This is a genomic window from uncultured Oxalicibacterium sp. (genome assembly GCF_913776015.1).
Classification (GTDB): Bacteria; Pseudomonadota; Gammaproteobacteria; order Burkholderiales; family Burkholderiaceae_D; genus Oxalicibacterium.
This window is the reverse complement of record NZ_CAJYMD010000082.1, coordinates 23,942-50,787: the sequence shown is the minus strand read 5'-3', so window position 1 is coordinate 50,787 and position 26,846 is coordinate 23,942. Positions and strand designations below refer to the sequence as shown.

Below are 26,846 nucleotides of genomic sequence, written 5' to 3'. Positions count from 1 at the left end.
ATACTGATCTCGCGATTGTTCGTTCTAAAAATCCTATGACTCCTATCATCAGTAGCGCCTTCGATGCCGGTGCCATCGAGGTCGTGAGCGCAGAATCAGCGCAAGCCATCGAGTTGCGTCTGCGCCCCGACAGCCATGCGGATTTTGCGCAATGGTTTTATTTCCGTTTGCAAGGAGCGCACGGGGAGCGCTGCAAGCTGCGTATTGTCGATGCCGACAAGGCGACGTATCCGGACGGCTGGAAAGATTATCAGGCGGCGGCAAGTTACGATCGTATCAACTGGTTTCGTGTGCCTACCGTATTCGATGGGCGCGACCTGACCATCACTTGTACGCCCAAGCACGACAGCATGTACTTTGCCTATTTCGAACCTTATTCATGGGAACGGCATTTGAATCTGCTGTCGCGCTGTCAGCTTTCACCTAAGGCGCGTATTGCCTGGCTGGGTAAGACGATAGATGGCCGTGATCTGGATATGGTTGTTGTTGGCAATCCGGCTGCACGACGCAAGGTATGGATTATCGCTCGCCAGCATCCGGGTGAGAGCATGGCAGAGTGGTTTGTCGAAGGCATGCTTGATGCCTTGCTTGATGAGCAGAATGAAACCGCGCAAGCCGCGTTACAGCATGCGGTTTTCTACGTCGTGCCAAACATGAATCCCGACGGCTCCGTACGGGGAAATTTACGGACTAATGCAGCCGGGGCCAATCTGAATCGTGAATGGATGGTACCTACGCTGGAGCGTAGTCCCGAAGTGTTTCATGTGCGGCAGCGCATGCATGAAACGGGATGCGATCTTTTTCTCGACATCCACGGCGATGAGGGATTGCCATACGTCTTTGTGGCGGGAAGTGAAATGCTTGAGGGCTTTACCGCGCAACAGATGGCAGAACAGCAGCGCTTTGTCGATCGTCTGTTGCAGGCCAGCGAGGATTTCCAGACTGAACATGGCTATGCTGCGGGCAAGTATCGCGAGGATATGTTGAAGCTAGCTTCCAAATACGTCGGCCATACGTTCAAGTGCGTTTCTCTCACGCTGGAAATGCCATTCAAGGACAATGCACTCACGCCGGAACCCAAGGTCGGCTGGAATGGCGAGCGTAGTGCCCGTCTCGGACGCGACATGCTCAAGCCGATTCTCGATAACGTGCTGCAGGAAGCGCGATGAGCACGGAAATCGAAAGAAAATTTCTGGTGCAGGGAAATGCCTGGCGTGCGCTGGGTGAACCTGTGCTGATTCGCCAGGGATATTTGTCCTCACAACCTGAACGGGTCGTGCGTGTACGCATCGAAGGCACACGCGCCATGTTGACGATCAAGGGCAAGGCGCAGGGCATCAGTCGCAGTGAATGGGAGTACGACATTCCGCTTGAAGAGGCCAGCCGCATGCTGGATGCCTTATGTGAGCGTCCCTTGATTGAAAAGACCCGTACGCGCGTTACCCATAAGGGCATGGTTTGGGAAGTGGATGCCTTCTTGGGCGACAACGAAGGATTGGTGGTGGCGGAGATCGAGCTGGAAAGCGAGGAGCAGGCTTTTGCCAAACCGGACTGGGTAGGGCAGGAAGTGTCGGCAGATCCGCGTTATTTCAATACCAGTCTTTTGAAGCATCCTTTCCGAAACTGGTAGCTTCGGAAGAGCACTTAGTTAATGCAGATGTTCAGGGTTGACGGCTTCTTCCGGCATTTCGGCATGGACGAGTTCGCCATCGGGATCGGCAAAGAGTGGGGCGCCACAGTCGTCGCACGATTCCATCGAGAATTGTTCGAGATGCCGCTTGATGCGGATGATGCCTGACTCTTCCAGCAAGGCGTGAATCTCTTCGAGCGGGGATTTGCGCGGTTCGGCTTCCAGCATGCCAAATGCATTTTCTTCTGCTTCTTCATCGCCATAGAGTGGCCAGATCACGCCATACAGAATGTCGGACTGGTTGACCAGCGCAAAGCCGATGCGGTATTCATCGACACGTTCGCCATCTTCGCCAAAACCGCCTATGACGGCTTGCAAGGCCGGTGCTTCTACGCCCAACGTATGTATCAGATAGTGAACAGCGGCGCGGATCGATGCGGGACGAATCTGCTTGTCGCCTTCGCGACACGCGACGAAATACGCTTCGGGCAACAGTAGTTCGATACCGCATCCCGGCAACAGCCGTGCGATGTTAGGCATGGCTTGCGTATTCCATTGTGCGAGTGCTTCGTCGCGATCTGCAAGATTACTTGTAGCCTGCCAGCGGAAGAGCGGTTCGCCTACCGGTACGGCAATCGCGGCGAGCAGGTAGCGGGTATCGGCGAGGAAGGGAGCGGTTTCTGCTGGCTGTGCAACGGTCTTGATCGGTGTGCCATGCAATGCCGCCTGAGCCATTTGCTGGGTCAGCAAATGAATTTCACTGTGCGTGCGTGGTAACTGGTCGATCGAAAACAGCATGGGTGCCATCGCCATGCGCGCATCGCTCGCCAGAATATGCGCGTGCAAATGCGCAGATAGTGTGGCGACCATATCGGCAGGAATCGGGCCGGAAGCGATGGCGAAGCGTGTCCACGCCAGGATGGGTGCGGCCAATAGCAACGCATCGTAACGTACGCCGTTTTGTTCGATCAGACAGGATTCGCTGGCGGCTTCAGCGGCATCAGTCAGCGCATCGTAGGCCATTGGCGCTTCATTGAAGAGCTGGTCGAGGGCGATATCCAATGTTTCCTGATGACGAGTGCGCAGCAGTCGCTGCAGCAGGCTATCCATTTGCCCTTCCCATTGTCGTTCTTCCACGCGGCTCGAAGCCTGAATGATGGCTTTTGCGAGCGTAGTTAATCGTTGACCATCGGCGGATAGTTTGCGAGGAGCACGTTTGATTGGACGGCGCATAGAAAATATCAATAGGACAAGACTCACTATTGTAGAGTAATTGTGAAATGCTTATTGGCAAGATTGCACAAATGAAAAAAGCCGCATGCAAGCATGCGGCTTTTTATGTTGGTGATGGGGCGTATCAGGCAGCGAGCAACTGGCGCAACACGAAGGGCAGAATGCCACCGTGCTTGTAGTAGTCGACTTCGATCGGCGTATCGATACGCAGCAGCACAGGTACTTCCCGCGTGCTGCCATCGGCGCGATGAATCACCAATTGCAACTCTTGTTGCGGACGCAGTTCACCATCCAGACCTTTGAGATCGAAACTCTCATCGCCCTTGATGCCGAGCGTGGTCACGCTATCGTTACCCAGGAATTGCAGAGGCAGCACGCCCATACCAACGAGATTCGAGCGATGGATGCGTTCGTAAGAACGCGCGATCACTGCCTTGACGCCCAGCAGTTGCGTACCCTTGGCAGCCCAGTCACGCGAGGAGCCGGTGCCGTACTCTTCACCGGCAAACACCATGGTTGGCGTGCCTTCATTCTGGTAGCGCATGGCTGCGTCGTAGATCGACATCTGTTCGCCGCTTGGCTGATACAGCGTCACGCCACCTTCGACACGCGAGCCATCTTCTTTGGCTGGCAGCATCAGATTCTTGATACGCACGTTGGCGAAGGTGCCACGCATCATGATTTCGTGATTGCCGCGACGCGAACCGTAAGAGTTGAAGTCGGCTTTCATGACACCGTTTTCGGTCAGCCATTTGCCGGCAGGGCTGCTGTCCTTGATCGAGCCGGCAGGTGAGATGTGATCGGTCGTGATCGAATCGCCGAAGACACCCAGCGCGCGTGCGCCGCTGATGACGGTGGCAGTCGAACCTGGCTCCATCGCAAAATCGGCGAAGAACGGTGGTTCGGCAATGTAGGTCGATTGTGGCCAGTTGTAGACCTGGCCTTCCGCCACGCCCTTGATCTGTTCCCACAGTTTGCCCGGCGCGGTTTTCACTTGCGCGTAGTTGTCCTTGAAGTTCTTGGCATTCATGGCGAACTTCATGAGCTTGGCGACTTCTTGCGTGGTTGGCCAGATATCGCCCAGGTAGATATCCTTGCCGCCTTTGCCGCGACCGACCGGCTCGGTCATCAGGTCACGCTTGATGGTACCGGCGATGGCATAGGCGACGACCAGCGGTGGCGAAGCAAGGAAGTTGGCGCGAATATTCGGATGAATGCGTGCTTCGAAGTTGCGGTTACCCGAGAGCACCGCCGCTGCGACGACATCGTTCTGCACGATGGTTTCATTCATTGCAGGTGTCAGATCGCCGGCGTTACCGATGCAGGTCGTGCAGCCGTAAGCCGTGACGCCGAAGCCCAGTTTTTCTAGGTAAGGCAGCAGGCCGGCTTCTTCGAGATAGGTGGTGACGATGCGCGATCCTGGCGCCAGCGAGGTCTTGATGTGTGGTGCCACCTTCAGACCGGCTTCCACGGCTTTTTTCGCCAGCAGGCCGGCGGTCAGCAGGACGCTCGGATTGGACGTATTGGTACACGAGGTAATCGCGGCAATCAGCACATCGCCGTTATGAACGGGTACGCCATCGGCATTGGTGTAGCTGGCATCCAGATCTTCGGCTTTCTTGTTGAAGCCGTTTTCAGCCACCGGCTTGACAAACAAATCGGCAAATTGCTGCTTGACGTTGCCGATTTCGATACGGTCTTGCGGACGTTTCGGACCAGCCAGCGATGGTGCAACCGAACCGAGGTCGAGAGCGACCACATTGGTGTAATCGATTTCGCCCGATTTCGGAATGCCGAACAGGCCTTGCGCCTTGAAGTAGGATTCAAAGGCTTCGATTTCGGCCTTGGTACGGCCGGTGCCCTTAAAGTAATCGATCGTGGCGTCGTCTACCGGGAAGAAACCCATGGTCGCACCATATTCAGGCGCCATGTTCGCGATGGTGGCGCGGTCGGTCAGCGAAAGCGATTCGGTACCTTCGCCAAAGAATTCGACGAACTTGCCGACGACTTTCTCCTTGCGCAGCAGTTCGGTGATGGTCAGCACCAGATCGGTCGCGGTGACGCCCTGACGCAACTGACCGGTCAGGTTCACGCCGACCACGTCCGGCGTCAGGAAGTAGACTGGTTGACCCAGCATGCCGGCTTCGGCCTCGATGCCGCCGACGCCCCAGCCAACCACGCCGATGCCGTTGATCATGGTGGTGTGCGAATCTGTACCGACCAGCGTATCCGGGTAATAGACGGTTTGCTTGCCTTCGGTTTTCTTGTGTACGCCGCGTGCCAGATATTCAAGGTTGACCTGGTGCACGATGCCGAAGCCTGGCGGCACAACGCCAAAGGTATCGAATGCCTGCATGCCCCATTTCATGAACTGGTAGCGCTCGTTATTGCGTTCGAATTCGAGGCGCATGTTCAGGTCGAGGGCTTTCTTTTCACGGAAGTGATCGATCTGCACCGAGTGATCGACGACCAGATCGACCGGCACCAGCGGCTCAATGTTCTTCGGATTCTTGCCCATGCGCGAAGCGACGCCGCGCATGGCGGCCAGATCGGCTAGCAGCGGTACACCGGTAAAATCCTGCAGCACCACGCGCGATACGACGAAGGGAATTTCTTCCGTGCGCTGTGCATTCGGTTGCCATTGCGCCAGTTGCTGCACGTGTTCTTCGGTGACTTTCTTGCCATCGCAGTTACGCAACACCGCCTCGAGCACGATACGGATGGAAACGGGCAGGCGCGAAACGTTGACGCCGAGTTTCTTGCCCAATGCCGGCAGCGAATAGAACGCGCCTTTCCGGGAACCTGAAATATTGAATTCCTTGAGCGTATTCAATGTGTTGCGCGACATGTTTTTCTCCTTGATGCGAAATTGATGCTAGACGAACTGGATTGACCGAAAATCAGATGTTTTCAGCGACATCACCCCTGTCGGCCACAAGACGGGATGTCGCGCTTAGCGCTGTTCGGGCCAAACACATTTGCCCGAACCAGATGACATCAACCCTTTGCGGCAAAAGCCTTTTGCTGTTCCGGATTGCGGCATTCGTTGGCCAGTTGTTGGCCCTTGCGCGAATCCAGCAACATGGCCTTGGTCGGAATGTTGATCCAGACGATGCCATAGCGGCGATTCTCGAAGCGGTTGGCGCCGGTCGTGGTGCCAATGCGGCGCAGGCGTTCGACGGAGTTTTTCCAGCGCAATGCGATATATTGATCGTCACCTTCGTTGTGATAGACGGTGATCTTGACGCCGAACTCGCACATGTATTCGGTCACGATCGAACCTTCGATATTCGCCTTGCCCAGATCTTCTTCTTTCTCGTCAGCGACCAGTGCACCACCTGCTACTGCGGCTGCCGCAGCAGGTTTCGCCGCCTTCTTGACTGCCGGTTTTTTTGTGGTTTCCTTTTTTGCCGGTGCGGACGCTTGCGCGAATACACCGGGAGCAGCCGATGCCATGCCGGCAAGCAGCAAGGCGCAGATCAGTTTTTTCATGCATTTCTCCATGAGGTCTTCCAGTCTTTCGCCAGAAGAGAATATTTGTCGAATCAAATCAAATTAGGGCTTGGGCAGCGTCCGGCAAAGCCATGCCACTCAGTTTTGCACGCTGCAGGATCGTCCAGTAGTAACGGTAACTGGCGCGATCATGTAGCGTGTCCTTGTAGCGCGTCGGCCCCCATTGCGCGGCCTGAGCTTGCGACAGAATGGCAGCCGCATCGTTCACTTCATCGAGTTTTGGTGAAAAAGCCTGCACGATGGGGCGAATCTGCTCAGGATGAATACTCCACATACGGGTATAGCCAAACTGTGTCGCCGCCAGATGCGCATCATTCTTCACCACCGATAGATCACGTATTTCGGTCGTGACGTTATGCGATGGCGTTTTACCGTACGCATGGCAGGCGGCCGCAATTTCTATCTTGGCGCGTTTTACCAGCGGATGGGTGAACTGGCCGGGAGAGCGCATTGCTTCCCCCGGAATGGCACCGTAATGCTCGGAAACAAAGTCCATGACACCGAACGACAGGCATTCTACCTGCGGCAAGGCCGCAATGGCGTGTACATCTGTCAACGAACCGTGGCTTTCGATCAACACATGAACCGGCAGGTTGCGACGCCCATAGGGATTGGCCAGACGGTTGATGAGTTCGATTGCATTGCGCGCATCCTCGGCACTATTGACCTTGGGTACCACGATATAGGCAAGCTGTTGCGCAGCATGCTCAAGGATGATGGCGACGTCTTTCTCAAAGAATGTGCTGCCGAGATCATGGACGCGGACGCCAATGCGGCCGAAACGATTCTGCTCCGGATCTGCCAGCAGCTTACCGATCAGATGCGCATGGTTTTCTTCATTGCCGTGCGCCGCCCCATCTTCGCAATCGAAGGTGATATCGAAAACCGGACCGAGTTCATGTTGCAGTGCCAGCGATTTGCGCATCAGCTTTTCCGAGCCGGCATAGTGATCACAAACGGGAATGGACACCGGCAGGCGGGTGCCCTGGAACAGGACTTCGGAGGGATACATGAATGATTTGTGCTGGCTGCGGCTGGCTTAAAATGGCTGGTTCAAGAAAAAGACGGATGGCAGAGCATCCGTCTTTTTGCAATGTTTCTGTCAACTAAGAAGGTGTTTGATGCTTTCGCGCTCTTCAACAAGCTCCTTGAGGCTGAGATCGATATGTTCCTTGGAAAACGTGTCCATGTCGAGCCCTTCGACGATTTTGTATTCGCCATTTTCGGTCGTCACCGGGAAGCCGAAAATGATGTCTTCCGAAATCCCATAGCTGCCATCGGTCGGAATTCCCATCGTGGTCCATTTTCCATTGGTGCCTAGCAGCCAGTCGCGTACATGGTGGACGGCAGCGTTGGCAGCGGAAGCGGCGGACGAGAGCCCGCGTGCCTCGATGATGGCTGCACCGCGCTTGCTGACTGTGGGTAGAAAAACGTCGTTGTTCCAGGCTTCGTCATGGATCGCATCGCGTACGGATGCGCCATCGGCGGTGGCGAAACGGTAGTCGGGATACATGGTCGTCGAGTGATTGCCCCAGACGAACATGCGATCGATCGATGCGACGGGTTTGCCGAGTTTGAGGGCGATTTGGGACAGCGCACGATTGTGATCGAGACGCAGCATCGCGGTGAAGTTCTTGCGCGGCAGATCAGGTGCGGATTTCATCGCGATGTAAGCATTGGTGTTGGCCGGATTGCCGACTACGAGAACCTTGACGTTGCGCGATGCGACATCGTTGAGTGCCTTGCCCTGTACAGTGAAGATCTTGGCATTGGCTTCCAGCAGATCCTTGCGTTCCATGCCGGGGCCGCGCGGGCGGGAGCCGACCAGCAGGGCGACATCCGCATCCTTGAAAGCATCGCGCGGATCGCTGTGCGCGCTCATGCCGGCGAGCAGCGGGAAGGCGCAATCCTCTAGTTCCATCATCACGCCATGCAGCGCCTTTTGCGGCTTTTCATCCGCGATTTCAAGCAATTGCAGAATGACGGGCTGGTCCTTGCCAAGCATGTCGCCGTTGGCGATGCGAAACAGCAGGGAATAACCGATCTGGCCGGCTGCGCCGGTGACGGCAACACGCAGGGGTTGTTTAGCCATATTGATCTCCACAGTGGGTGAGTGGTGGGGCCGTGCGTTGAATCATTCTGCTCGCTTCATCATACCGTTGAACAAGCGATAAGTCAGCCTAGTGATGCGGGCCGGTTAGCGGCTTCTTTCTGCTTATAAGTAAGAAGCGGGTGTCTTCGGCAGGATAACTGCATGCTTGCGAGTGTAGGTGCCGCTGCATCTACCTGTCAATATTTATCTTATGTCTTATATAAGACATATTTATGCCGGATTTTTCTGGACGTTGCAGGATGTTTCATGTTCAAATGTTTCGCATGAGTTCCGCACATTCCTCCTTGCCCGTTTCTCGGACGACGTCGTCGACGTCAGGGGATGTAGTGCAGTCGCCAACTTTCAGCCCGCTCTACCAGCAGATCAAGAAGCTGATACTGCAAGCCTTGCAGGCTAGCGAGTGGCGTCCCGGTGAACTGATTCCAAGTGAAATGGAGCTGGCGAGCCGTTTCGGTGTCAGTCAGGGCACAGTGCGCAAGGCGATCGATGCGCTGGCGGCAGAGAATCTCGTCGTGCGGCGCCAAGGCAAGGGCACGTTCGTCGCCAGCCATCTTGAGGCACGTTCGCAATTTCGTTTTCTACGGTTGAAGCCCGATGTCGGGCTGGCCCATTATCCCGATAATGTGATTGTCGAGGCGCGTCGTATGCGTGCACCTGCCGATATCGCCCGTCAACTGGACATCAAAACGGGCGATTCCATGATTTTCCTTTTGCGCATCCAGTCTTTCGACGGTGCGCCCACGATTCTCGAAGAACTCTGGTTGCCAAGTGCGATCTTTAAGGGTCTTTCCGTCGAGCGTATGCGTGATTACAAGGGGCCGATGTATGCCTTGCTTGAGACCGAATACGGCATGCAGATGTTGCGTGCGACCGAGCGTATCCATGCCGTAGCGGCGGACGCCAAAACTGCCGAGCTGTTGAAGGTGCCTTTGAATACCCCATTGTTAAGCGTGCATCGCGTTTCTTATACCTATGAAGAAAAGCCCGTGGAAGTGCGCCGTTCCTTCTACGTCACCAACGGGCATCACTACCATAACGAATTGAGTTGAGCGGGGCAGAGCGAATGGCAGCCCATTCGATAAGATGAAAAGCGGAGACGATCAATGAAAAAAATTAACGCTGTAAGCTGGGTGACAACAAAATCGGTGAGAATGTGGGGCTACTCTCATTTCGGAAAGTAAAGCCATGGTTGATCCACGCAAAGTCGCCAAGCCAGAGTTCCGTAATATTCACGTAACCGATCTCATGCGTTATCGGTTGCCACTGGCTGGCATCTTGTCGATTCTGCATCGCGTCAGCGGCGCATTCCTTTTCCTTCTTTTGCCTTTCATCCTTTATCTGCTGGATAAAAGCCTGCTGTCGGAAATATCGTTCGCGCATTTTCAGGGCATCGCTTCGCACTGGTTCGTTAAATTGATCATTCTCGGACTGGCGTGGGCGTATCTGCATCACTTCTGCGCAGGCATTCGTCATTTGTTCATGGATTTGCATATAGGCGTGGATAAGGTGTCAGCCAGAAAATCTGCCGTTGGCGTATTTGCCGTGAGCTTGCCGCTGACCGCATTGGTCGCGCTCAAACTGTTTGGAGCATTTTGATGGCAAAGGACAATATCGGACCGCATCGACTTGTCGTCGGTGCGCATTACGGCCTGAAAGAATGGCTGGCGCAACGCGTGACTGCCATCGTCATGGCGGTCTATACGATCGTGTTGCTGGTGGCCTTTTTGGGTGCCAGCGAAATCAGTTATGAAGGCTGGGCCGGGCTATTCGCGCAGCAATGGTTCAAATTGCTGACGTTCGTTGCTTTGCTTTCCCTCTTTTATCATGCCTGGGTTGGCGTGCGCGACATCTGGATGGATTACATCAAACCAGTGTCGATTCGTCTTGCCTTGCAGGTCGCCACGATTCTGTGGCTGGTCGCATCCGCCGGTTGGGCGGCGCAGATTCTCTGGAGAGCGTAACTTGGCTGCAATCAAAACTGCGATTCCCTCGCGCCATTTCGATGCCGTGATTGTTGGTGCGGGAGGCTCCGGCATGCGCGCATCCTTGCAGCTTGCCGAAGCCGGCCTGAATGTCGCTGTGCTGTCCAAGGTTTTTCCGACGCGCTCGCATACGGTCGCAGCGCAGGGCGGTATTGGCGCTTCGCTGGGCAATATGGCCGAGGATAACTGGTATTGGCACATGTTCGATACCGTCAAGGGCTCGGATTATCTGGGCGATCAGGATGCCATCGAATTCATGTGTCGTGAGGCACCGAAAGTCGTCTACGAACTCGAGCATTTCGGCTTGCCGTTTGACCGCAACAGCGATGGCACGATTTATCAACGCCCGTTTGGTGGCCATACTGCCAATTTTGGCGAAAAGCCGGTGCAGCGCGCCTGTGCGGCCGCTGACCGTACCGGCCATGCCTTGCTGCATACGCTGTATCAGCGCAATGTGCGTGCGCGTACCCATTTCTTTGTCGAATGGATGGCGATCGATCTGATGCGTGATGCCGAAGGTGATGTGATCGGTGTCGTTGCGCTGGAAATGGAAACCGGCAACGTCATGATGCTGGAAGCGAAGACCACCCTTTTCGCCACGGGCGGGGCAGGGCGTATCTGGGCTGCTTCAACCAATGCCTTCATCAATACCGGTGACGGTATCGGCATGGCGGCGCGAGCCGGGTTGCCGCTGGAAGACATGGAGTTCTGGCAGTTCCATCCGACGGGCGTCGCTGGTGCCGGTGTATTGATTACCGAAGGCGTGCGCGGCGAGGGCGGTATTCTGGTCAACAGCCAGGGCGAGCGCTTCATGGAACGCTACGCGCCGACGCTCAAGGATCTGGCGCCGCGCGATTTTGTTTCGCGTTCGATGGATCAGGAAATCAAGGAAGGGCGCGGCGTCGGTCCAAACAAAGATCACGTCTTGCTGGATTTGCGCCACATCGGCGCCGATACCATCCGCAAGCGTTTGCCTTCGATTCTGGAGATCGCACACAAATTCGCCAACGTCGATGCGACGCGCGAGCCGATTCCGGTAGTGCCGACCATCCATTATCAAATGGGCGGTATCCCGACCAATATCCACGGCCAGGTTGTCGAGCCGCGCAACGGCAATCCGAATCATGTCGTCAACGGACTGTATGCCATCGGCGAATGCGCTTGCGTATCGGTGCACGGTGCCAATCGCCTCGGTACCAATTCTCTGCTCGATCTGATCGTGTTTGGTCGTGCGGCTGGCAACCACATTGTTGCCAGCAATCTGCGTAAACGGCAGCACAAGTCGCTGCCTGGGGATGCCGCTGATGTGGCGCTGTCGCGCTTGTCACGTCTGGAAAGCAGCACAGGTAGCGAACGCGTGCAGGATGTTGCCAATGCGATCCGTTCGACCATGCAACACCACTGCGGCGTGTTCCGTACCGACGAACTGCTACAGAGCGGTGTTAAGAAAATCATGGAACTCGACGAGCGTCGCAAGCATGTGTCGTTCAAGGATAAATCGCGTGTTTTCAACACGGCGCGTGTCGAAGCGCTGGAACTTGACAATCTGATCGAAACCGCCAAGGCAACCATCGTCTCGGCAGCGGCACGCAAGGAATCGCGCGGTGCGCACGCCCATCGCGATTATGAAAAGCGCGACGACGACAACTGGATGAAGCATTCGCTGTTCTACTCGGAAGGCAATCGCCTCGACTATAAGCCGGTCGTCACCAAGCCGTTGACAGTCGAAACCTTCAAACCGAAACCACGTACTTTCTAAGGTCAGAACATGGCACGCACGCTCAGACTTCAGATCTATCGCTACGATCCTGACAAGGATGCCAAGCCGTACATGCAGGATGTGACGGTGGAGTTGCATGACCACGACAAGATGCTGCTCGATGCCTTGCAACGCATCAAGGCGACGGTTGACGATTCGCTCGCCTTGCGCCGCTCCTGCCGCGAAGGCGTGTGCGGTTCGGACGCCATGAACATCAATGGCAAGAATGGCCTTGCCTGCATCACCAATCTCAATGAACTGACCGAGCCGATCGTCTTGCGACCTTTGCCGGGTTTGCCCGTGATTCGCGACCTGATCGTGGACATGACGCAGTTCTTCAAGCAATACGACTCGATCAAGCCTTATCTGATTAACGATACAATTCCTCCTGAAAAGGAAAGATTGCAGACGCCCGCCGAGCGCGAAGAACTGGATGGCCTGTACGAATGCATTCTGTGCGCCTGCTGCTCGACGTCTTGTCCTTCTTTCTGGTGGAACCCGGACAAGTTCGTCGGTCCCGCAGGCTTGCTGCAAGCCTACCGCTTTATTGCCGATAGCCGCGATGAGGCAACGGGGGCGCGACTCGACAATCTTGAAGATCCGTACCGTTTGTTCCGCTGCCATACGATCATGAATTGCGTGGATGTTTGCCCCAAAGGCCTCAATCCGACGCGTGCGATTGGCAAAATCAAGGAACTGATGGTTCGGCGTACTGTATAGTGTCGCGTTTTTCAGGATCGACCATGCCGATGCAACACCAAGCCGATCCCGTCAAGCGTGCCAGATTGCGTTGGCGTAGCCGCCGCGGTCTGCTGGAAAACGATTTGCTGATTACCCGTTTTCTGGATGCGCACGAAGAAACGCTCAGTGATGAAGAGGTGGATGCTTTTTCACTGCTGATGGAATTGCCGGATAACGATTTGCTGAATCTGCTGTTGGCGCGCAGCGAACCGGAGGGTGAAAATGATCTTCCGCATGTTCATGCGCTACTGGAAAGACTGCGGTCTGCCTGACACCGTAATCTGTCCGTTTCGGTCTGTTTATTTGCGATTTCCCGGAATCGTCCCTTGTTACTAGAAGGAAGAGCCATGCCACAAGCACAATCTGACACCAAAGCCACGCTGTCGTTTTCCGACGGTTCGCCATCGGTGGAGCTGCCGATTTACAAGGGAAGCCTCGGCCCCGATGTGATCGACATGCGCAAGCTCTACGGCAATACGGGTAAATTCAGCTATGACCCTGGCTTCATGTCGACGGCGTCGTGCGATTCGACCATTACCTATATTGATGGTGACAAGGGCGAGCTGCTGTATCGCGGCTATCCGATCGAGCAACTGGCCATGAACAACGATTTCATGGATATCAGCCATCTGCTGCTCAAGGGCGATCTTCCAAGCGCGGCTGAAAAAAATGACTTCGTCGGTACCGTCAAGAAACACACGATGCTGCACGAGCAGATGCAGTTCTTCTTCCGTGGCTTCCGCCGCGATGCGCATCCGATGTCGGTGCTGGTGGGGACGGTCGGTGCGCTGGCATCTTTCTATCACGATGCGCTCGACATCAGCGATGCCCATCATCGTGAACTGTCGGCGATTCGCCTGATCGCGAAAATGCCAACGTTGGTTGCAATGTCGTACAAGTATTCGGTCGGCCATCCTTTCGTGTATCCGCGTAATGATCTGTCGTACACCGCGAATTTCATGCACATGATGTTCTCCACGCCGAGCGAGCAATATCGCATCAACGACGTGCTGGTGCGTGCGCTGGATCGCATTTTGTTGCTGCATGCAGATCATGAGCAGAATGCTTCCACCTCGACCGTGCGTCTGGCTGGTTCGTCGGGCGCGAACCCCTTCGGTTGTATCGCGGCAGGTATTGCCTGTCTGTGGGGGCCGGCACATGGCGGTGCCAATGAAGCGGCACTCAACATGCTGAAGGAAATCGGCTCGGTTGATCGCATTCCTGAATATCTGGAAAAAGCCAAGGACAAGAACTCTGGCTTCAAGCTCATGGGCTTCGGCCATCGCGTCTACAAGAATTTCGATCCACGTGCCAAGCTGATGCGTGAAACCTGCTACGAAGTGCTGGAAGAACTCGGACTGCGTGACGATCCCCTGTTCAAACTGGCGATGGAACTGGAACGCATCGCGCTTGAGGACGAATATTTCGTGTCGCGCAAACTGTATCCGAACGTCGATTTCTATTCGGGCATCGTGCAGTCGGCGCTCGGTATTCCGGTTCAGTTGTTCACCGGCATCTTTGCGATGGCGCGTACGGTAGGCTGGGTTGCACAGTGGAATGAAATGATTTCCGATCCTGAACAGAAGATCGGTCGTCCACGTCAGTTGTACATCGGCGAAAAACATCGCGACGTATCGAACAAGGATTGAAAAAAATGATGGGGAGCGTGTTGTGCACGCTCCCCGTTTTGCAGTTAAGCTCTTTCCATTGCAACAGACATCTATGTAATTCCCAGTCCTTCCCCACAACTTGGTGTGCAATCCGCTAACCGGTCAGGCCGTGTCGCGGAAGGTTGAACAACCCGCTAATCTCGCGAAGCGCGAAGAAAGGTGAGCAAAAGATGATGCAGCAGTCGATCTCCAATTCCTATCTGTTTGGAGGAAATGCGCCTTACGTTGAAGAACTCTACGAGGCGTATCTGGACAACCCGGGTTCCGTACCCGACAACTGGCGCGCGTATTTCGACGCCATGCAGCATGTGCCGGCAGTGGACGGTTCGACTCGTCCCGATGTGGCCCATGCTTCCGTGATCGCCTCGTTTGCCGAGCGCGCCAAACACGGTCCCATTCGTACAGTTACTGCGGCTGCCGATCCAGAGATGGAGCGCAAGCGTGTTGCCGTCGCGCAGTTGATTGCGGCCTATCGCGTACTTGGCAACAATTGGGCCAATCTCGACCCGCTGCAGCGTCAGGAGCGTCCTCCCATTCCGCAACTCGAACCGTCCTATTACGGCTTCACCGATGCGGACATGGACATCGTGTTCAACATCAGCAATACCTATTTCGGTACCGAGAATGCCTCCTTGCGCGATCTGCTCAATGCCTTGCGCGATACGTACTGCCGTTCGATCGGACCGGAATTCATGTACATCAGCGACCCTAAGCCCAAGCTCTGGTTGCAGGAGAAATTCGAATCCACGCGGTCGCAGGCAACCTTCGGAATCGAGAAAAAACGACACATCCTCGAACGCTTGACTGCAGCCGAAGGCCTGGAACGGTATCTGCATACGAAATATGTCGGTCAGAAGCGTTTTTCGCTCGAAGGAAGCGAAAGCTTCATCGCGGCGCTGGATGAAGTGATTCAGCGCGGTGGCGAAAAGGGCGTGCAGGAAATCGTGATCGGCATGGCGCACCGTGGCCGACTCAATGTACTCGTCAACATCCTCGGCAAGACGCCACAGGAATTGTTTGCCGAATTCGAAGGTCGTCATGGCGATGACTTGCCTTCGGGTGACGTCAAGTATCACCAGGGCTTTTCGTCCGATATCAGTACGCCGGGTGGTCCAGTGCATCTCTCGCTGGCGTTCAACCCATCGCATCTTGAAATCGTCAATCCCGTGGTGGAAGGCTCCGTGCGCGCGCGTATCGAGCGCCGTGGTGTCAATGATCCATCGCAGCAGGTATTGCCGGTGCTGATTCATGGCGATGCCGCATTTGCCGGGCAGGGCGTCGTGATGGAGACCCTGAATCTGGCGCAAACGCGTGGCTACGGCACGGGCGGTACGGTACACATCATCATCAATAACCAGATCGGCTTCACAACATCCGATCCACGTGATTCGCGCTCCACCTTGTACTGTTCGGACGTGGCGAAGATGATCGAGGCGCCTGTATTGCACGTCAATGGCGACGATCCCGAAGCAGTGGTATTGGCGGCGCAGATTGCACTCGACTACCGTCTCGAATTCCGCAAGGACATCGTGGTGGATATCATCTGCTACCGCAAGCTTGGCCACAACGAGCAGGACACGCCGGCCTTGACGCAACCGCTGATGTACAAGCGTATCGCTCAGTTGCCGGGCACCCGCAAACTGTATGCAGACAAGTTGCTGGCACAGGGCGCGATCAAGGATGAGGATGGTGAAGAACTCGTCAAGGCGTTCCGCGATGCGATGGATGCGGGCAAGCATACGATCGATCCGGTCATTTCCAACTTTAAGAGCAAGTATGCCGTCGACTGGCTGCCTTTCCTGAATCGCAAGTGGACCGATGCTGCCGATACGGCTGTGCCGATGACGGAACTCAAACGCTTGTCGGAACGCATCACGACCATCCCGGAAAACTTCAAGGTGCATCCGCTGGTCGAGAAGGTACTCGAAGATCGTCGTGCGATGGGCAAGGGCGAAATGAATCTGGACTGGGGCATGGCCGAACATCTGGCCTACGCCTCGCTGGTCAGTTCCGGCTACGCAGTACGTCTGACGGGGCAGGATTCCGGACGTGGTACGTTCGTGCATCGCCACGCGATTCTGCATGACCAGAATCGCGAGCGCTGGGATGCCGGCACGTATTGCCCGTTGCAAAACGTCTCCGATCAGCAGGCATGGTTCCGTGTGATCGATTCGGTACTGTCGGAGGAAGCCGTGCTTGCGTTCGAATACGGCTATTCGACGGCAGAGCCGAACACGCTGGTGATCTGGGAGGCGCAGTTCGGCGATTTTGCCAATGGTGCGCAGGTTGTGATCGACCAATTCATCAGTTCGGGCGAAGTGAAATGGGGCCGCGTCTCCGGCCTCGTCATGATGCTGCCGCACGGTTACGAAGGGCAGGGGCCGGAGCACTCGTCAGCACGTCCCGAGCGCTTCCTGCAACTGTGCGCCGACAACAACATGCAAGTCGTGCAGCCAACCACTGCAGCACAGATTTTCCATCTGCTGCGTCGTCAGATGATTCGCCTGTTCCGCAAGCCGTTGGTCATCATGACGCCGAAATCGCTGTTGCGGAACAAGGATGCCGGTTCGCCGCTGAGCGAACTGGCGAAGGGATCGTTCCAGACCGTGATCGGCGAGGTTGATGACAAGATCGATCCGAAGAAGGTCAAGCGCATCATCGCCTGCTCGGGCCGTGTCTATTACGATTTGGCGGCCGCTCGCAAGGAGCGTAACCAGAACGATGTCGCCATCATTCGTCTCGAGCAGTTGTATCCGTTCCCGCACAAGTCCTTCGCTGCCGAACTTCGGAAGTTTCCGAATGTCACTGAACTTGTCTGGGCGCAGGATGAACCGCAAAACCAGGGTGCATGGTTCCAGATTCAACACAACATTCTGGAAAACATGGCGGAAGGACAGAAGCTGGCTTATTCAGGACGTCCGGCCAGTGCTGCACCGGCAGTTGGTTACTACGACAAGCACTATGCGCAGCAGAAGGCATTGGTTGAAGCGGCTTTTGCCAAATTAAAAGGTTTTGTGCAAACAAAATAAAGACCCTGCGACAAGTCGGCTGCCGGCTTGCCGTATGAACAACCCGAAACGGAGAGTTACATGGCAATTCTTGAGGTGAAAGTTCCGCAATTGTCGGAATCGGTTGCAGAAGCAACGCTGCTGCAATGGCATAAAAAGGTGGGTGAAGCAGTTGCTCGTGATGAAAACCTGATCGATATCGAGACCGACAAAGTGGTGCTGGAATTGCCTGCACCCGGTGCTGGTGTCATCAAGCAACTCATCAAGGAAGATGGGGCGACGGTGACGGCAGGTGAGGTCATTGCGCTCATCGATACCGATGCCGCTGCGACCGGCAAGACCGAGCCAGCTTCTGCACCGTCAGAGAAGAAGGAAGAGCCTGCCGCCAAGCCGGTGGACGATGCCGGTTCGCGCCCGATTGCTGCCAAGGCAGAGACATCTGGCAGCGCAGCGAATATCGCCATGCCGGCTGCGGCCAAGATGCTGTCCGAAAACAATCTGAACACCAGTGATGTATCGGGATCGGGCAAGGATGGTCGCGTGACCAAGGGTGATGTCATCAATCATCTGGAGAAGAAACCGGAAGCGGCATCAGCTGCTACATCGGCGCCGGCGGCCAAGGCCAGCCTGCCGCAAGTGCCTGTGCCTGGTAATCCTGCCTTGCTGAATCGCCCTGAAGAACGGGTGCCGATGAGTCGCTTGCGCGCACGCGTGGCAGAACGTTTGCTGCAATCCCAGCAAACCAACGCGATTCTGACGACCTTCAATGAAGTCAACATGCAGCCCGTGATCGATCTGCGCACCAAGTATCGCGACAAGTTCGAAAAGGAACATGGCGTGAAGCTGGGCTTCATGTCTTTCTTCGTCAAGGCGGCTGTGGCGGCATTGAAGAAATATCCGATCATCAATGCATCCGTTGATGGCAATGACATCGTCTATCACGGCTATTTCGACATCGGCATCGCCGTTGGCTCACCGCGTGGTCTGGTAGTGCCCATCCTGCGCGATGCCGATCAGATGAGCATTGCCGATATTGAAAAGAAAATCGGCGAGTTCGGTGCCAAGGCCAAGGATGGCAAGCTGACGCTTGACGATCTTACGGGCGGCACCTTCTCGATCTCCAATGGCGGCATTTTCGGCTCGATGCTGTCCACGCCGATCATCAACCCACCACAATCGGCCATTCTCGGCATTCATGCCACCAAGGATCGCGCGGTCGTTGAAAACGGCCAGATCGTGATCCGACCCATGAACTATCTGGCGCTTTCCTACGACCACCGCATCATTGACGGCCGCGAAGCCGTTCTTGGCCTGGTGGCGATGAAAGAGGCACTGGAAGATCCCGCACGTCTGTTGCTGGATCTCTGATAACACGATAGGGAAGGCATCCTTGCGTGCCTTCCTGCGGGAGTCTGGATAATGTCGAAGAATTTTGATGTAGTGGTGATCGGCGGTGGACCGGGCGGTTACGTGGCTGCCATTCGTGCCGCACAACTGGGTTTGTCCACTGCCTGTATCGATGAGTGGAAAAACGAAAAAGGCGGCCCGGCACTGGGCGGAACCTGCACCAATGTCGGTTGCATTCCTTCCAAGGCGCTGTTGCAGTCGTCCGAGCATTTCGCACATGCCGGTCATGGCTTTGCCGAGCATGGCATCGAGATCAAATCCTTGAGCCTGAATCTCAAGAAAATGCTGGATCGCAAGGCAACGGTGGTCAAGCAGAACAACGAAGGTATTCTTTATCTGTTCAAGAAAAACAAGGTGACCTTCTTCCACGGTCGTGGTTCGTTCGAGAAATCGGATGCATCGGGACATCAGATTCGCGTTACGGGCTCGAGCGAGGAAACCATCACCGCCAAGAACGTGATTGTGGCGACGGGTTCGCTTCCACGCGCCTTGGCCGATGCGCCATTCGATGAAAAGCTTGTGCTGTCGAACACGGGTGCACTGGCCATGCAGGAAGTGCCAAAGCGTCTCGGCATCATCGGTGCGGGTGTGATCGGTCTGGAAATGGGCAGCGTGTGGCGTCGTCTTGGTTCGGAAGTGAAGATTCTTGAAGTGCTGCCTGCATTGCTCGGTGCCGCAGATACGCAAATCGCGGCGGAGGCGGGCAAGCAATTCGCCAAGCTTGGTTTGCAGATCGAACTGGGAATCAAGATTGCCGGCATCGACATTGGCAAGAATGAAGTCACGGTCAGTTATGCCGATGCAAAAGGTAGCGAACAGAAGGAGCGCTTCGATCGGCTGGTGGTGTCGATCGGCCGTGTTCCGAATACGCAGGGACTGAATGCGGATGCGGCAGGCATCAAGCTCGATGAGCGAGGCTTCATCGCTGTCGATGACGATTGCAGGACCAACGTGCCGGGTATCTGGGCGGTCGGCGATGTCGTGCGTGGCCCGATGCTGGCGCACAAGTCGGAAGAAGAAGGTGTCGCGGTCGCCGAGCGGATTGCCGGTCAGCATGGTCATGTCGACTTCAACACGATTCCGTGGGTCATTTATACGACGCCGGAGATTGCCTGGGTTGGCAAGACGGAACAGCAGTTGAAAGAGGCAAAGGTCGATTATCGCGCCGGATCGTTTCCGTTCCTGGCCAATGGACGCGCACGTGCCCTTGGCGACACAACGGGTTTCGTCAAGTTTCTCGCCGATGCGAAATCGGACGAAATTCTGGGCGTGCACATTATCGGCCCCAATGCGTCGGAACTGATTGCCGAAGCAGTGGTCGCAATGTCATTCCGCGCTTCTTCGGAAGATATTGCACGCATCTGTCACGCGCATCCGTCATTATCGGAAGCAGTGAAGGAAGCGGCGCTGGCCGTCGACAAGCGGGCGTTGAATTTCTAGGAGGTTGATCATGTGGCGTGCCGTCGTTTTGCTCTTTCCCTTGCTACTTGCTGCTTGCGCAAGCACCGGCCCAAACGATGGACGCGTCTATATCGCCACCGCAGAAAACGGACAGGAATTTCCCGGTGCAAATTGCACCGTCATCACCAATGCGCAAAGCTGGAACATCGTCACACCAACCACACTTGCCATTGGCAGTGCAAGCGGCGAGCTACGCGTCGTTTGCAACCGCGTCGGCTATCGCAGCTCAGAGGTGAGGTTGCCACCAATTGGTCAATCCAGATCGAGTGTCGGCCTGGGATTGGGCGGTGGCACGGGCGCAGTGGGTGTCGGCCTGGGATTTCGTGTGCCCGTGAGTTCGGGCGGTGGTTATTACCCGGCGCGCGTGATCGTCAACATGAACAGACTGTAGAATAGATGCAATCAAACAGGACGGGCGAGCGACGACTCGCCCGTTTTTTTGCCCGCAGTACACGTATAAAAACAAATCCGCTTGCAGGAGGACGGCATTGGCATGAATGTAGCCGAAATTTATGAACATGCATTGAATGAGCGTGGTTTTACTGCCGATGATGCACAGCGACGTGCCGTCTTGCGTCTGCAGCAGGCTTATGAAGAATGGGAAAGCCTAGCGGCGCGTAAGAAAAATATTTTCACCCGCCTGTTAGGCGAATCGCCCGCGCCGCGCGGTTTATACATGTGGGGTGGTGTAGGGCGGGGAAAATCTTTTCTGATGGATAGCTTTTACTCCGTGGTACCGATGGATCGCAAGATGCGCATTCATTTCCACGAATTCATGCGCAGTGTGCATCGGCAACTGGATGAACTGAAACAGATTGCGGATCCCTTGGAAGAAGTCGCCAAACGCGTTGCGGCAAAATATCGACTGATCTGCTTCGACGAATTTCATGTCACGGATATTGCCGATGCCATGATTCTCTACAATCTGTTCAAGGGATTGTTCGATCGTGGCGTGTCGTTCATTGTCACATCCAATTTTGCGCCCGACGATTTGTATCCGGACGGTTTGCATCGCGATCGCATCTTGCCGGCCATCGATCTGATCAAGGAGCGGCTGGACATCATGAACGTCGATGGCGGGCTCGATTACCGCAAGCGCGCCTTGAGTCAGGTAACGGCTTACCATACGCCCCTTGATGCGCAGGCATCGGAAGCATTACGCACGGCGTTTATGCGGATAGCCGAAGTGGCCGATGAAGATCCGCTGGTCAATATCGAAGGGCGTGAGGTACGTGCCTTGCGCAAGGCTGGCGGTGTAATATGGTTCGACTTTCACACGCTGTGCGGTGGTCCGCGTTCGCAGAACGATTATCTAGAACTTGCCAGTCGCTTTCATACGCTGATTTTGTCCGATGTGCCCGCAATTTCGGCTTCGATGTCTTCAGAGGCGCGTCGTTTCATCTGGCTGATCGATGTACTGTACGATCATCGCATAAAGTTGTTGATCTCGGCAGCGGTGCCGATGGATGAACTCTATACGGTGGGCGGCTTGTCAATGGAATTTCAGCGTACACTGTCGCGCCTGATCGAAATGCAATCTGACGAATACATGGAAGCTGAACGTCGCCGTGCGAGTGGCGCAATGTAAGTTGTCTTGGAATGAAATAAAGTGATGAAATCTCTTTTTACAACGACTTTGGTTGCCGGCTGTGTATTTTCTGCGTCGCTGGCATTGGCACAGAAACCGCCGGTTGATGCATCGGTGCTCGACTATTCAGTTGCAGATGTCGTTCAGCGTTATCCGGCTGGCTCCATCCAATCAGGAGACCGTGCCAATCAGGCAATCAAGGATGTGGAGCAAAGCCGTTTGCGTGTCGAAGCGCGGTTCGAAGCGCAGCAACAGGCATGCTATCCAAAGTTCTTTACGACATCCTGCCTGAACAAGGTGACGGAGCAACGTCGCGTCGATCTGATGGCGATTCGTCCAATCGAGCTCGAAGCCAATTCCTATATTCGTCACGCACGTGTGGCGGAGCGCGATCGGCGTCTGGAAGAGAGCGCCAAGGCACGCGAAGCCAGGAATGCGGAACGTTCCAGCGTACCGGTGCCCGAGATCAACGACATGCCGCGTCAACAGCAGGGATTGTCTGATGCCCAACGTGCGGCACGTGCACAGGAACATGCGGAGAAAAATGCCGAGCGCGCGGAGCGCGAGCGTCAGCGCAAAGCCTCGGAAGAGAGCGATGCGCGTCAGCGGGCACGCAATGTCGAACGCTACGAAGAGAAAGTGCGCGAATCGGAGGAACGGCAGCGCGAAGTTGCGAAGCGCAAGGCAGAGAATGAAGCTGGTCAGACTGATAAGTAAATTCGTTCTCGGGCAGCGATATGCCTGTTTGGCCCTCTCATGAATGCAGAAATGTGAAATGACTCACATTCGAAGCAAAATAGAAATTACTTTTTTATTTTTTATGCGGTTATAATCAATTGTCGTGGAGATTCGAGCTGGTTGTGCAGTATGCCTGTATTCTTGTCTTGGTTGAAACGATCCTCGGGCGTAAGCCTATTTAACTGAAATTAGGAATAGTAATGGCAACTGGTATCGTAAAATGGTTCAACGACGCGAAAGGCTTCGGCTTCATCACTCCTGATGAAGGCGGCGAAGATCTGTTCGCGCACTTCTCGGCTATCCAGTCGAACGGCTTCAAATCGCTGCAAGAGAACCAACGCGTCTCTTTCGAAGTGACGACCGGCCCTAAAGGCAAGCAAGCTTCGAACATTCAAGCTATCTAATAGCCGAATAGAATTCAAAGCAAAAAGCCCCGGCAATGCCGGGGCTTTTTTATTGTCGTTTTTCCTTCAGTTTTTGGGCAAAAATCTTGGCTGCCTCAGCTCTTTAGCGCCTTGCGCAAGTTGCGCTCTTCTTGCCAAAGTTGGTAGTCCGGATTGCCTGATGCCGTGGCTACGCGTTCAGCGGGATCGCGTTGTGCCTGAGCGGCAAGCAGGCGCAAGGCAATGCGTGGATCTGGCAAGGTAGTGCCGTAAAAGACCACTTCGTCTGCGCGTTGAATCAGGATAGTCGGAAAATTTTCGACATCGAAGTCGCCCACCATATCGGCACGATCCTCGATATCGATCCACACAAAAAGCGTGTCAGGATAGTTTGCGGCAAGTGCTTCAAATTCTGGCCGATAGGCTGTGCACACGTCGCACCATGCAGCACACAGGCAGGCGACGACCCAGGTATCGTCGGTCATTTGCGCCACCAGGGCGGCGCGGTTGTTTTCTTCGAGAACGAGGCTAGGCATGGCGGTATTTTAGCCGCTTCGGTGATTTGGCGGGCGGTACGAGGATGCAAGGTTCCGCACGCTTGTCCGGTAGGGCACGGTAAAATACCGCCCATGTCCACGATTCTTGCCATTGAAACCTCTGCCGAATCTGCATCGGCAGCACTATTGCGTGAAGGAACGCTGATTTCGCGCGAAGTGGAAGGTGTTGTCACGCATTCGCAAACCATTTTGCCCATGGTGCAATCGCTCCTGAACGAAGCCGGAATCCCTCTTGCCGAATGCAACGCCATTGCCTACGGTGCCGGACCGGGTTCATTTACTGGGGTACGCACCGCATGCGGTATCGCACAGGGACTGGCTTTTGGTGCAGAGCTGCCAGTTGTGCCGCTGGTTACTTTGCTTGCCTTGGCGCAGGCTTGCCATGAGCAAGGTAGCGCGAAAGACGTGCTTGCCATCATCGATGCGCGTATGGGGGAAGTCTATTGGGCACAATATCGTTACGAGGGGGAATGGCAGGTAATCATTGAACCAGCCCTTTCAGCGCCAAACGACGTTGCGCCGCTTGGCGTTGTGACGGCATGCGGGAATGGCTTGAAAGCGTACAGTGCGGCATTTCAGGAACGTGATTTTTATGCGCATGCCTGGCCTGACCTAATGCCGCATGCCAAGCAGGTGGCGATTCTTGGCGAGCGGCTTTTTATGCAGGGCGTGCATGTCGATGCCGCGCATGCCGAGCCGCTTTATTTGCGTAACAAGGTGGCGTTGACGACGCGTGAACGACAGGAGAAAGCGGAGCGTGCCGTAGCATGAGTTCTGTTCCCAGCCCCATTCGTTCGCTTGAGCCGGCTTCCTCGCACGGACTTTTCTTTTATCGCATGCAGATTGCCGACATTGATGATGTGGTGCAGATCGAGAACGAGGTCTACCCTTTTCCTTGGACGCGTGGCAATTTCATCGACTCCATTCGCAGCGAATACGAAACCTGGGTCTTGCGCGACGGCACTGGCGTGCTCTACGGTTATTTTCTCTTGATGCTCTCTGTAGATGACGCACATTTGCTCAACATCACCGTGCATCCCAGTTTGCATGGGAAGGGCATCGGTTTGCGCTTGCTGGACAAGGCAAGAGCGATTGCGGTCGAACGCAGGCTGGAGGCGATGTTGCTGGAAGTGCGTCCATCAAACGAGCGTGCTGCAAAAATCTATCTGCGTTACGGCTTTGATCGTATCGGGATTCGCAAGGGATACTATCCGGCACCCAATAATACGCGTGAAGACGCGATCGTCATGAAGCTGGTTCTATGAGTACGACAGAGCGCCGTCACGCCTTCTTGCAGGAAATGGGCCTGGCACCGTTATGGGTGCGGCGCGACCATCATGCAACTGAGATGCCACAGGATAATGAGAATCCATTGCCGGAAATGGCTGAGGAACTCGCATGGCGTGCTGCGCCCGAGCAGCCTGTAGAGGTCGTGCCAATTGTCGATATTTCTCCCGCATCGTCCGAGCCAGCCATCGCACACGCTAGCGAGAATGCGATTGCCCCACTTGACTGGATTCCTTTGCAGGAAATGGTCAGTGGTTGCAAGACGTGTGGTTTGTGCCACGGCAGAACGCGAACCGTGTTTGGCACGGGTGACCAAAAAGCGCGTTGGTTGTTTGTTGGCGAGGGGCCAGGGCGTAATGAAGATATGCAAGGCTTGCCATTTGTCGGTCCGGCTGGCAAGTTGCTCGACAATATGATGGCGGCGATGGGGTTGAGGCGAGGTGACAATACCTATATCGCTAATATCGTTAAATGTCGTCCTACCGATGGCAACAAGCGCGATCGGCCACCGACTCAGGAGGAGGCTGCAGCTTGCATGCCTTATCTGGAACGTCAGATTGCACTGATCAATCCGACAGTCATCATCGCTCTTGGCAAGACGGCGGCGTTGTCTCTGCTTGCGCTCGATCCGGCGACCCCCGTGAGTCGTTTGCGCGGCAGTGTACATCGCTACGCTGGCAAACCATTGATCGTCACGTATCACCCAGCCTATCTGTTGCGCAATATGCGGGACAAGGGGAAAACCTGGGCTGATCTGTGTCTGGCAATGGAAACCTTCCGCCAGACCGCCTGACGTGAATAGCGAATATGGTCGGAGCCAGCGCGAATTTCATCGACGTTGGGGACATCTGCTCGACCCGCATGTAAGGGGCTTGGCGTGGTTGCTGGACGCGCCGGATCTGCTTGATGCAACGTCGCAAAAGTGGCAAGGCAGGGTTGCCAGTCTGGCCGATTTGATCGAGCCATCCCAACTTGCCGAGTTTCTCGCCAAGCTGGATGCCAATCCAGCGCCGTTGATTTCCACTCTCAACATTACTCCCTACACGCGTCTTGGTCGCTATGCGGAATCGCTATTGGCTTTCTATCTGCACGACCGTGGTTGGTTGACTGCGCATGGCTTGCAGGTGCGAGACAAACATCACACCGTTGGCGAGTTCGATTTTCTGCTGCAGATCGCGGGCCAACTGGTGCATTGGGAATTTGCGACCAAGTTTTATCTGCTTGAATCGAGCGGGGCGGGGCACGATGCGGATTACTTCGTTGGACCCAATCTGGCAGATACGCTGGGTGCGAAGATGCACAAGATTTTTGATCGCCAGCTTCATCTGGCGGCGCATCCTGCGGCAGCGCAATTTTTGCCGGCACCCGTTTCCATGGCGCAGGCCTTGGTGAAGGGCTGGTTATTCTATCGACACAGCGAAGATGCGCCAGGCATTATCGAGGGCCTGCACCCGGCGCATTGCCGTGGTTTCTGGTGCGCATGCGCGGAAATGACGACATGGGATGCAAGTGCTTTGCGCTACATGGTGTTGCCACGCCTGTCCTGGTTGGCACCAGCGTGTTGTGCCATCGAGGAAACCATCACCTTGCCTGTCTTGGAGGCGCAGCTACAGCAGCAGTTTTTGGACGATACGATGCCGGTGATGGTCGCCTGCATGGAAGTTGTTGGTGATACGGCGCGGGAAGTCGCGCGTGGATTCGTGGTGCCGGATGACTGGCGCACGCGAGCCGGACAACGCATTGGCTTGAGTCGACCGCGCTCCTGAATCAGGTCTG

The 26,846-nt window shown here is 55.3% G+C and carries 26 protein-coding genes; 20 read left to right on the top strand and 6 right to left on the bottom strand.

Features of this window, described 5'->3' with window-relative positions:
• Positions 1-35 precede the first annotated feature (35 nt).
• Together QZ725_RS14950 and QZ725_RS14945 are read left to right on the top strand one after the other, a co-directional pair.
• Positions 36-1,169: a M14-type cytosolic carboxypeptidase gene (locus QZ725_RS14950; RefSeq protein ID WP_293781420.1), complete on the top strand. Its 1,134-nt coding sequence runs from the start codon at positions 36-38 to the stop codon at positions 1,167-1,169.
• Positions 1,166-1,630: a CYTH domain-containing protein gene (locus QZ725_RS14945; RefSeq protein WP_293781417.1), complete on the top strand. Its 465-nt coding sequence runs from the start codon at positions 1,166-1,168 to the stop codon at positions 1,628-1,630. Before QZ725_RS14950 ends, QZ725_RS14945 begins: the two co-directional genes overlap by 4 nt.
• An 18-nt stretch (positions 1,631-1,648) precedes the next feature.
• Here QZ725_RS14945 and QZ725_RS14940 read toward each other — a convergent pair whose 3' ends face one another.
• The 5 genes from QZ725_RS14940 to QZ725_RS14920 form a co-directional block, all read right to left on the bottom strand.
• A complete protein-coding gene (locus QZ725_RS14940) occupies positions 1,649-2,863 on the bottom strand; it encodes a DUF2863 family protein (protein ID WP_293781414.1) in 1,215 nt (404 codons plus the stop codon).
• Positions 2,864-2,987: 124 nt separating this feature from the next.
• Positions 2,988-5,711, bottom strand: coding sequence for an aconitate hydratase AcnA (gene acnA, locus QZ725_RS14935; RefSeq protein WP_293781411.1), 2,724 nt, complete (start codon positions 5,709-5,711; stop codon positions 2,988-2,990).
• A gap of 149 nt (positions 5,712-5,860) precedes the next feature.
• A complete protein-coding gene (locus QZ725_RS14930; RefSeq protein ID WP_293781408.1) occupies positions 5,861-6,355 on the bottom strand; it encodes a hypothetical protein in 495 nt (164 codons plus the stop codon).
• 58 nt (positions 6,356-6,413) lie between these two features.
• Positions 6,414-7,388, bottom strand: a complete 975-nt coding sequence (locus tag QZ725_RS14925) for a CoA ester lyase (RefSeq protein ID WP_293781405.1) — start codon at positions 7,386-7,388, stop codon at positions 6,414-6,416.
• A gap of 90 nt (positions 7,389-7,478) precedes the next feature.
• Positions 7,479-8,468, bottom strand: a complete 990-nt coding sequence (locus QZ725_RS14920; protein WP_293781402.1) for a malate dehydrogenase — start codon at positions 8,466-8,468, stop codon at positions 7,479-7,481.
• Between the two features lie 284 nt (positions 8,469-8,752).
• Here QZ725_RS14920 and QZ725_RS14915 point away from each other — a divergent pair, with 284 nt between their 5' ends.
• The 14 genes from QZ725_RS14915 to QZ725_RS14850 all read left to right on the top strand — a co-directional run bounded on the left by QZ725_RS14915 (position 8,753) and on the right by QZ725_RS14850 (position 23,247).
• Complete coding sequence (locus QZ725_RS14915; RefSeq protein WP_293781399.1) at positions 8,753-9,538, top strand: GntR family transcriptional regulator; 786 nt, start codon at positions 8,753-8,755, stop codon at positions 9,536-9,538.
• A 136-nt stretch (positions 9,539-9,674) separates the two neighbouring features.
• Positions 9,675-10,085 carry a succinate dehydrogenase, cytochrome b556 subunit gene (gene sdhC, locus QZ725_RS14910; RefSeq protein ID WP_293781396.1) on the top strand — a complete coding sequence of 137 codons (411 nt, stop codon included), beginning with the start codon at positions 9,675-9,677 and terminating at the stop codon, positions 10,083-10,085.
• Positions 10,082-10,450, top strand: coding sequence for a succinate dehydrogenase, hydrophobic membrane anchor protein (sdhD, locus tag QZ725_RS14905; RefSeq protein WP_293781393.1), 369 nt, complete (start codon positions 10,082-10,084; stop codon positions 10,448-10,450). The genes sdhC and sdhD overlap by 4 nt, the downstream gene beginning before the upstream one ends.
• Position 10,451: 1 nt before the next feature.
• Complete coding sequence (sdhA, locus tag QZ725_RS14900) at positions 10,452-12,230, top strand: succinate dehydrogenase flavoprotein subunit (RefSeq protein ID WP_293781390.1); 1,779 nt, start codon at positions 10,452-10,454, stop codon at positions 12,228-12,230.
• A gap of 9 nt (positions 12,231-12,239) precedes the next feature.
• Positions 12,240-12,950, top strand: coding sequence for a succinate dehydrogenase iron-sulfur subunit (locus tag QZ725_RS14895; protein ID WP_293781387.1), 711 nt, complete (start codon positions 12,240-12,242; stop codon positions 12,948-12,950).
• Positions 12,951-12,973: 23 nt separating this feature from the next.
• A complete protein-coding gene (locus tag QZ725_RS14890) occupies positions 12,974-13,243 on the top strand; it encodes a succinate dehydrogenase assembly factor 2 (protein WP_293781384.1) in 270 nt (89 codons plus the stop codon).
• Positions 13,244-13,318: 75 nt separating this feature from the next.
• A complete protein-coding gene (gene gltA / locus QZ725_RS14885; RefSeq protein WP_293781381.1) occupies positions 13,319-14,620 on the top strand; it encodes a citrate synthase in 1,302 nt (433 codons plus the stop codon).
• Positions 14,621-14,811: 191 nt separating this feature from the next.
• On the top strand, positions 14,812-17,670 hold the full coding sequence (locus tag QZ725_RS14880; protein WP_293781378.1) for a 2-oxoglutarate dehydrogenase E1 component: 2,859 nt from the start codon (positions 14,812-14,814) through the stop codon (positions 17,668-17,670).
• Between the two features lie 60 nt (positions 17,671-17,730).
• Positions 17,731-19,017, top strand: coding sequence for a 2-oxoglutarate dehydrogenase complex dihydrolipoyllysine-residue succinyltransferase (gene odhB / locus QZ725_RS14875; RefSeq protein ID WP_293781375.1), 1,287 nt, complete (start codon positions 17,731-17,733; stop codon positions 19,015-19,017).
• 51 nt (positions 19,018-19,068) lie between these two features.
• On the top strand, positions 19,069-20,496 hold the full coding sequence (lpdA, locus tag QZ725_RS14870) for a dihydrolipoyl dehydrogenase (RefSeq protein ID WP_293781372.1): 1,428 nt from the start codon (positions 19,069-19,071) through the stop codon (positions 20,494-20,496).
• A 10-nt stretch (positions 20,497-20,506) separates the two neighbouring features.
• Positions 20,507-20,908 (top strand): hypothetical protein, encoded by a 402-nt coding sequence (locus QZ725_RS14865; protein WP_293781369.1) that lies wholly within the window; start codon positions 20,507-20,509, stop codon positions 20,906-20,908.
• A 102-nt stretch (positions 20,909-21,010) separates the two neighbouring features.
• Positions 21,011-22,105, top strand: a complete 1,095-nt coding sequence (gene zapE / locus QZ725_RS14860) for a cell division protein ZapE (protein WP_293781366.1) — start codon at positions 21,011-21,013, stop codon at positions 22,103-22,105.
• Positions 22,106-22,129: 24 nt separating this feature from the next.
• Positions 22,130-22,822 (top strand): hypothetical protein, encoded by a 693-nt coding sequence (locus tag QZ725_RS14855; RefSeq protein ID WP_293781363.1) that lies wholly within the window; start codon positions 22,130-22,132, stop codon positions 22,820-22,822.
• Between the two features lie 221 nt (positions 22,823-23,043).
• Positions 23,044-23,247 carry a cold-shock protein gene (locus tag QZ725_RS14850; protein ID WP_293781360.1) on the top strand — a complete coding sequence of 68 codons (204 nt, stop codon included), beginning with the start codon at positions 23,044-23,046 and terminating at the stop codon, positions 23,245-23,247.
• Between the two features lie 95 nt (positions 23,248-23,342).
• On the opposite strand, the gene QZ725_RS14845 is transcribed toward QZ725_RS14850, so the two are convergent.
• Positions 23,343-23,762, bottom strand: coding sequence for a thioredoxin family protein (locus QZ725_RS14845; protein ID WP_293781357.1), 420 nt, complete (start codon positions 23,760-23,762; stop codon positions 23,343-23,345).
• Between the two features lie 93 nt (positions 23,763-23,855).
• Between QZ725_RS14845 and tsaB the strand changes: the two genes are divergently transcribed.
• Genes tsaB through QZ725_RS14825 form a run of 4 tightly spaced genes read left to right on the top strand, consistent with a single transcriptional unit; the run spans position 23,856 to position 26,836 of the window.
• Complete coding sequence (tsaB, locus tag QZ725_RS14840; RefSeq protein ID WP_293781354.1) at positions 23,856-24,554, top strand: tRNA (adenosine(37)-N6)-threonylcarbamoyltransferase complex dimerization subunit type 1 TsaB; 699 nt, start codon at positions 23,856-23,858, stop codon at positions 24,552-24,554.
• Complete coding sequence (gene rimI, locus QZ725_RS14835; protein WP_293781351.1) at positions 24,551-25,048, top strand: ribosomal protein S18-alanine N-acetyltransferase; 498 nt, start codon at positions 24,551-24,553, stop codon at positions 25,046-25,048. The genes tsaB and rimI overlap by 4 nt, the downstream gene beginning before the upstream one ends.
• A complete protein-coding gene (locus tag QZ725_RS14830) occupies positions 25,045-25,863 on the top strand; it encodes a uracil-DNA glycosylase (protein ID WP_293781348.1) in 819 nt (272 codons plus the stop codon). The genes rimI and QZ725_RS14830 overlap by 4 nt, the downstream gene beginning before the upstream one ends.
• Before the next feature lies 1 nt (position 25,864).
• The gene (locus tag QZ725_RS14825; protein WP_293781345.1) at positions 25,865-26,836 is read left to right on the top strand and encodes a DUF1853 family protein; all 972 of its coding nucleotides are present in this window, start codon (positions 25,865-25,867) and stop codon (positions 26,834-26,836) included.
• Positions 26,837-26,846 lie beyond the last annotated feature (10 nt).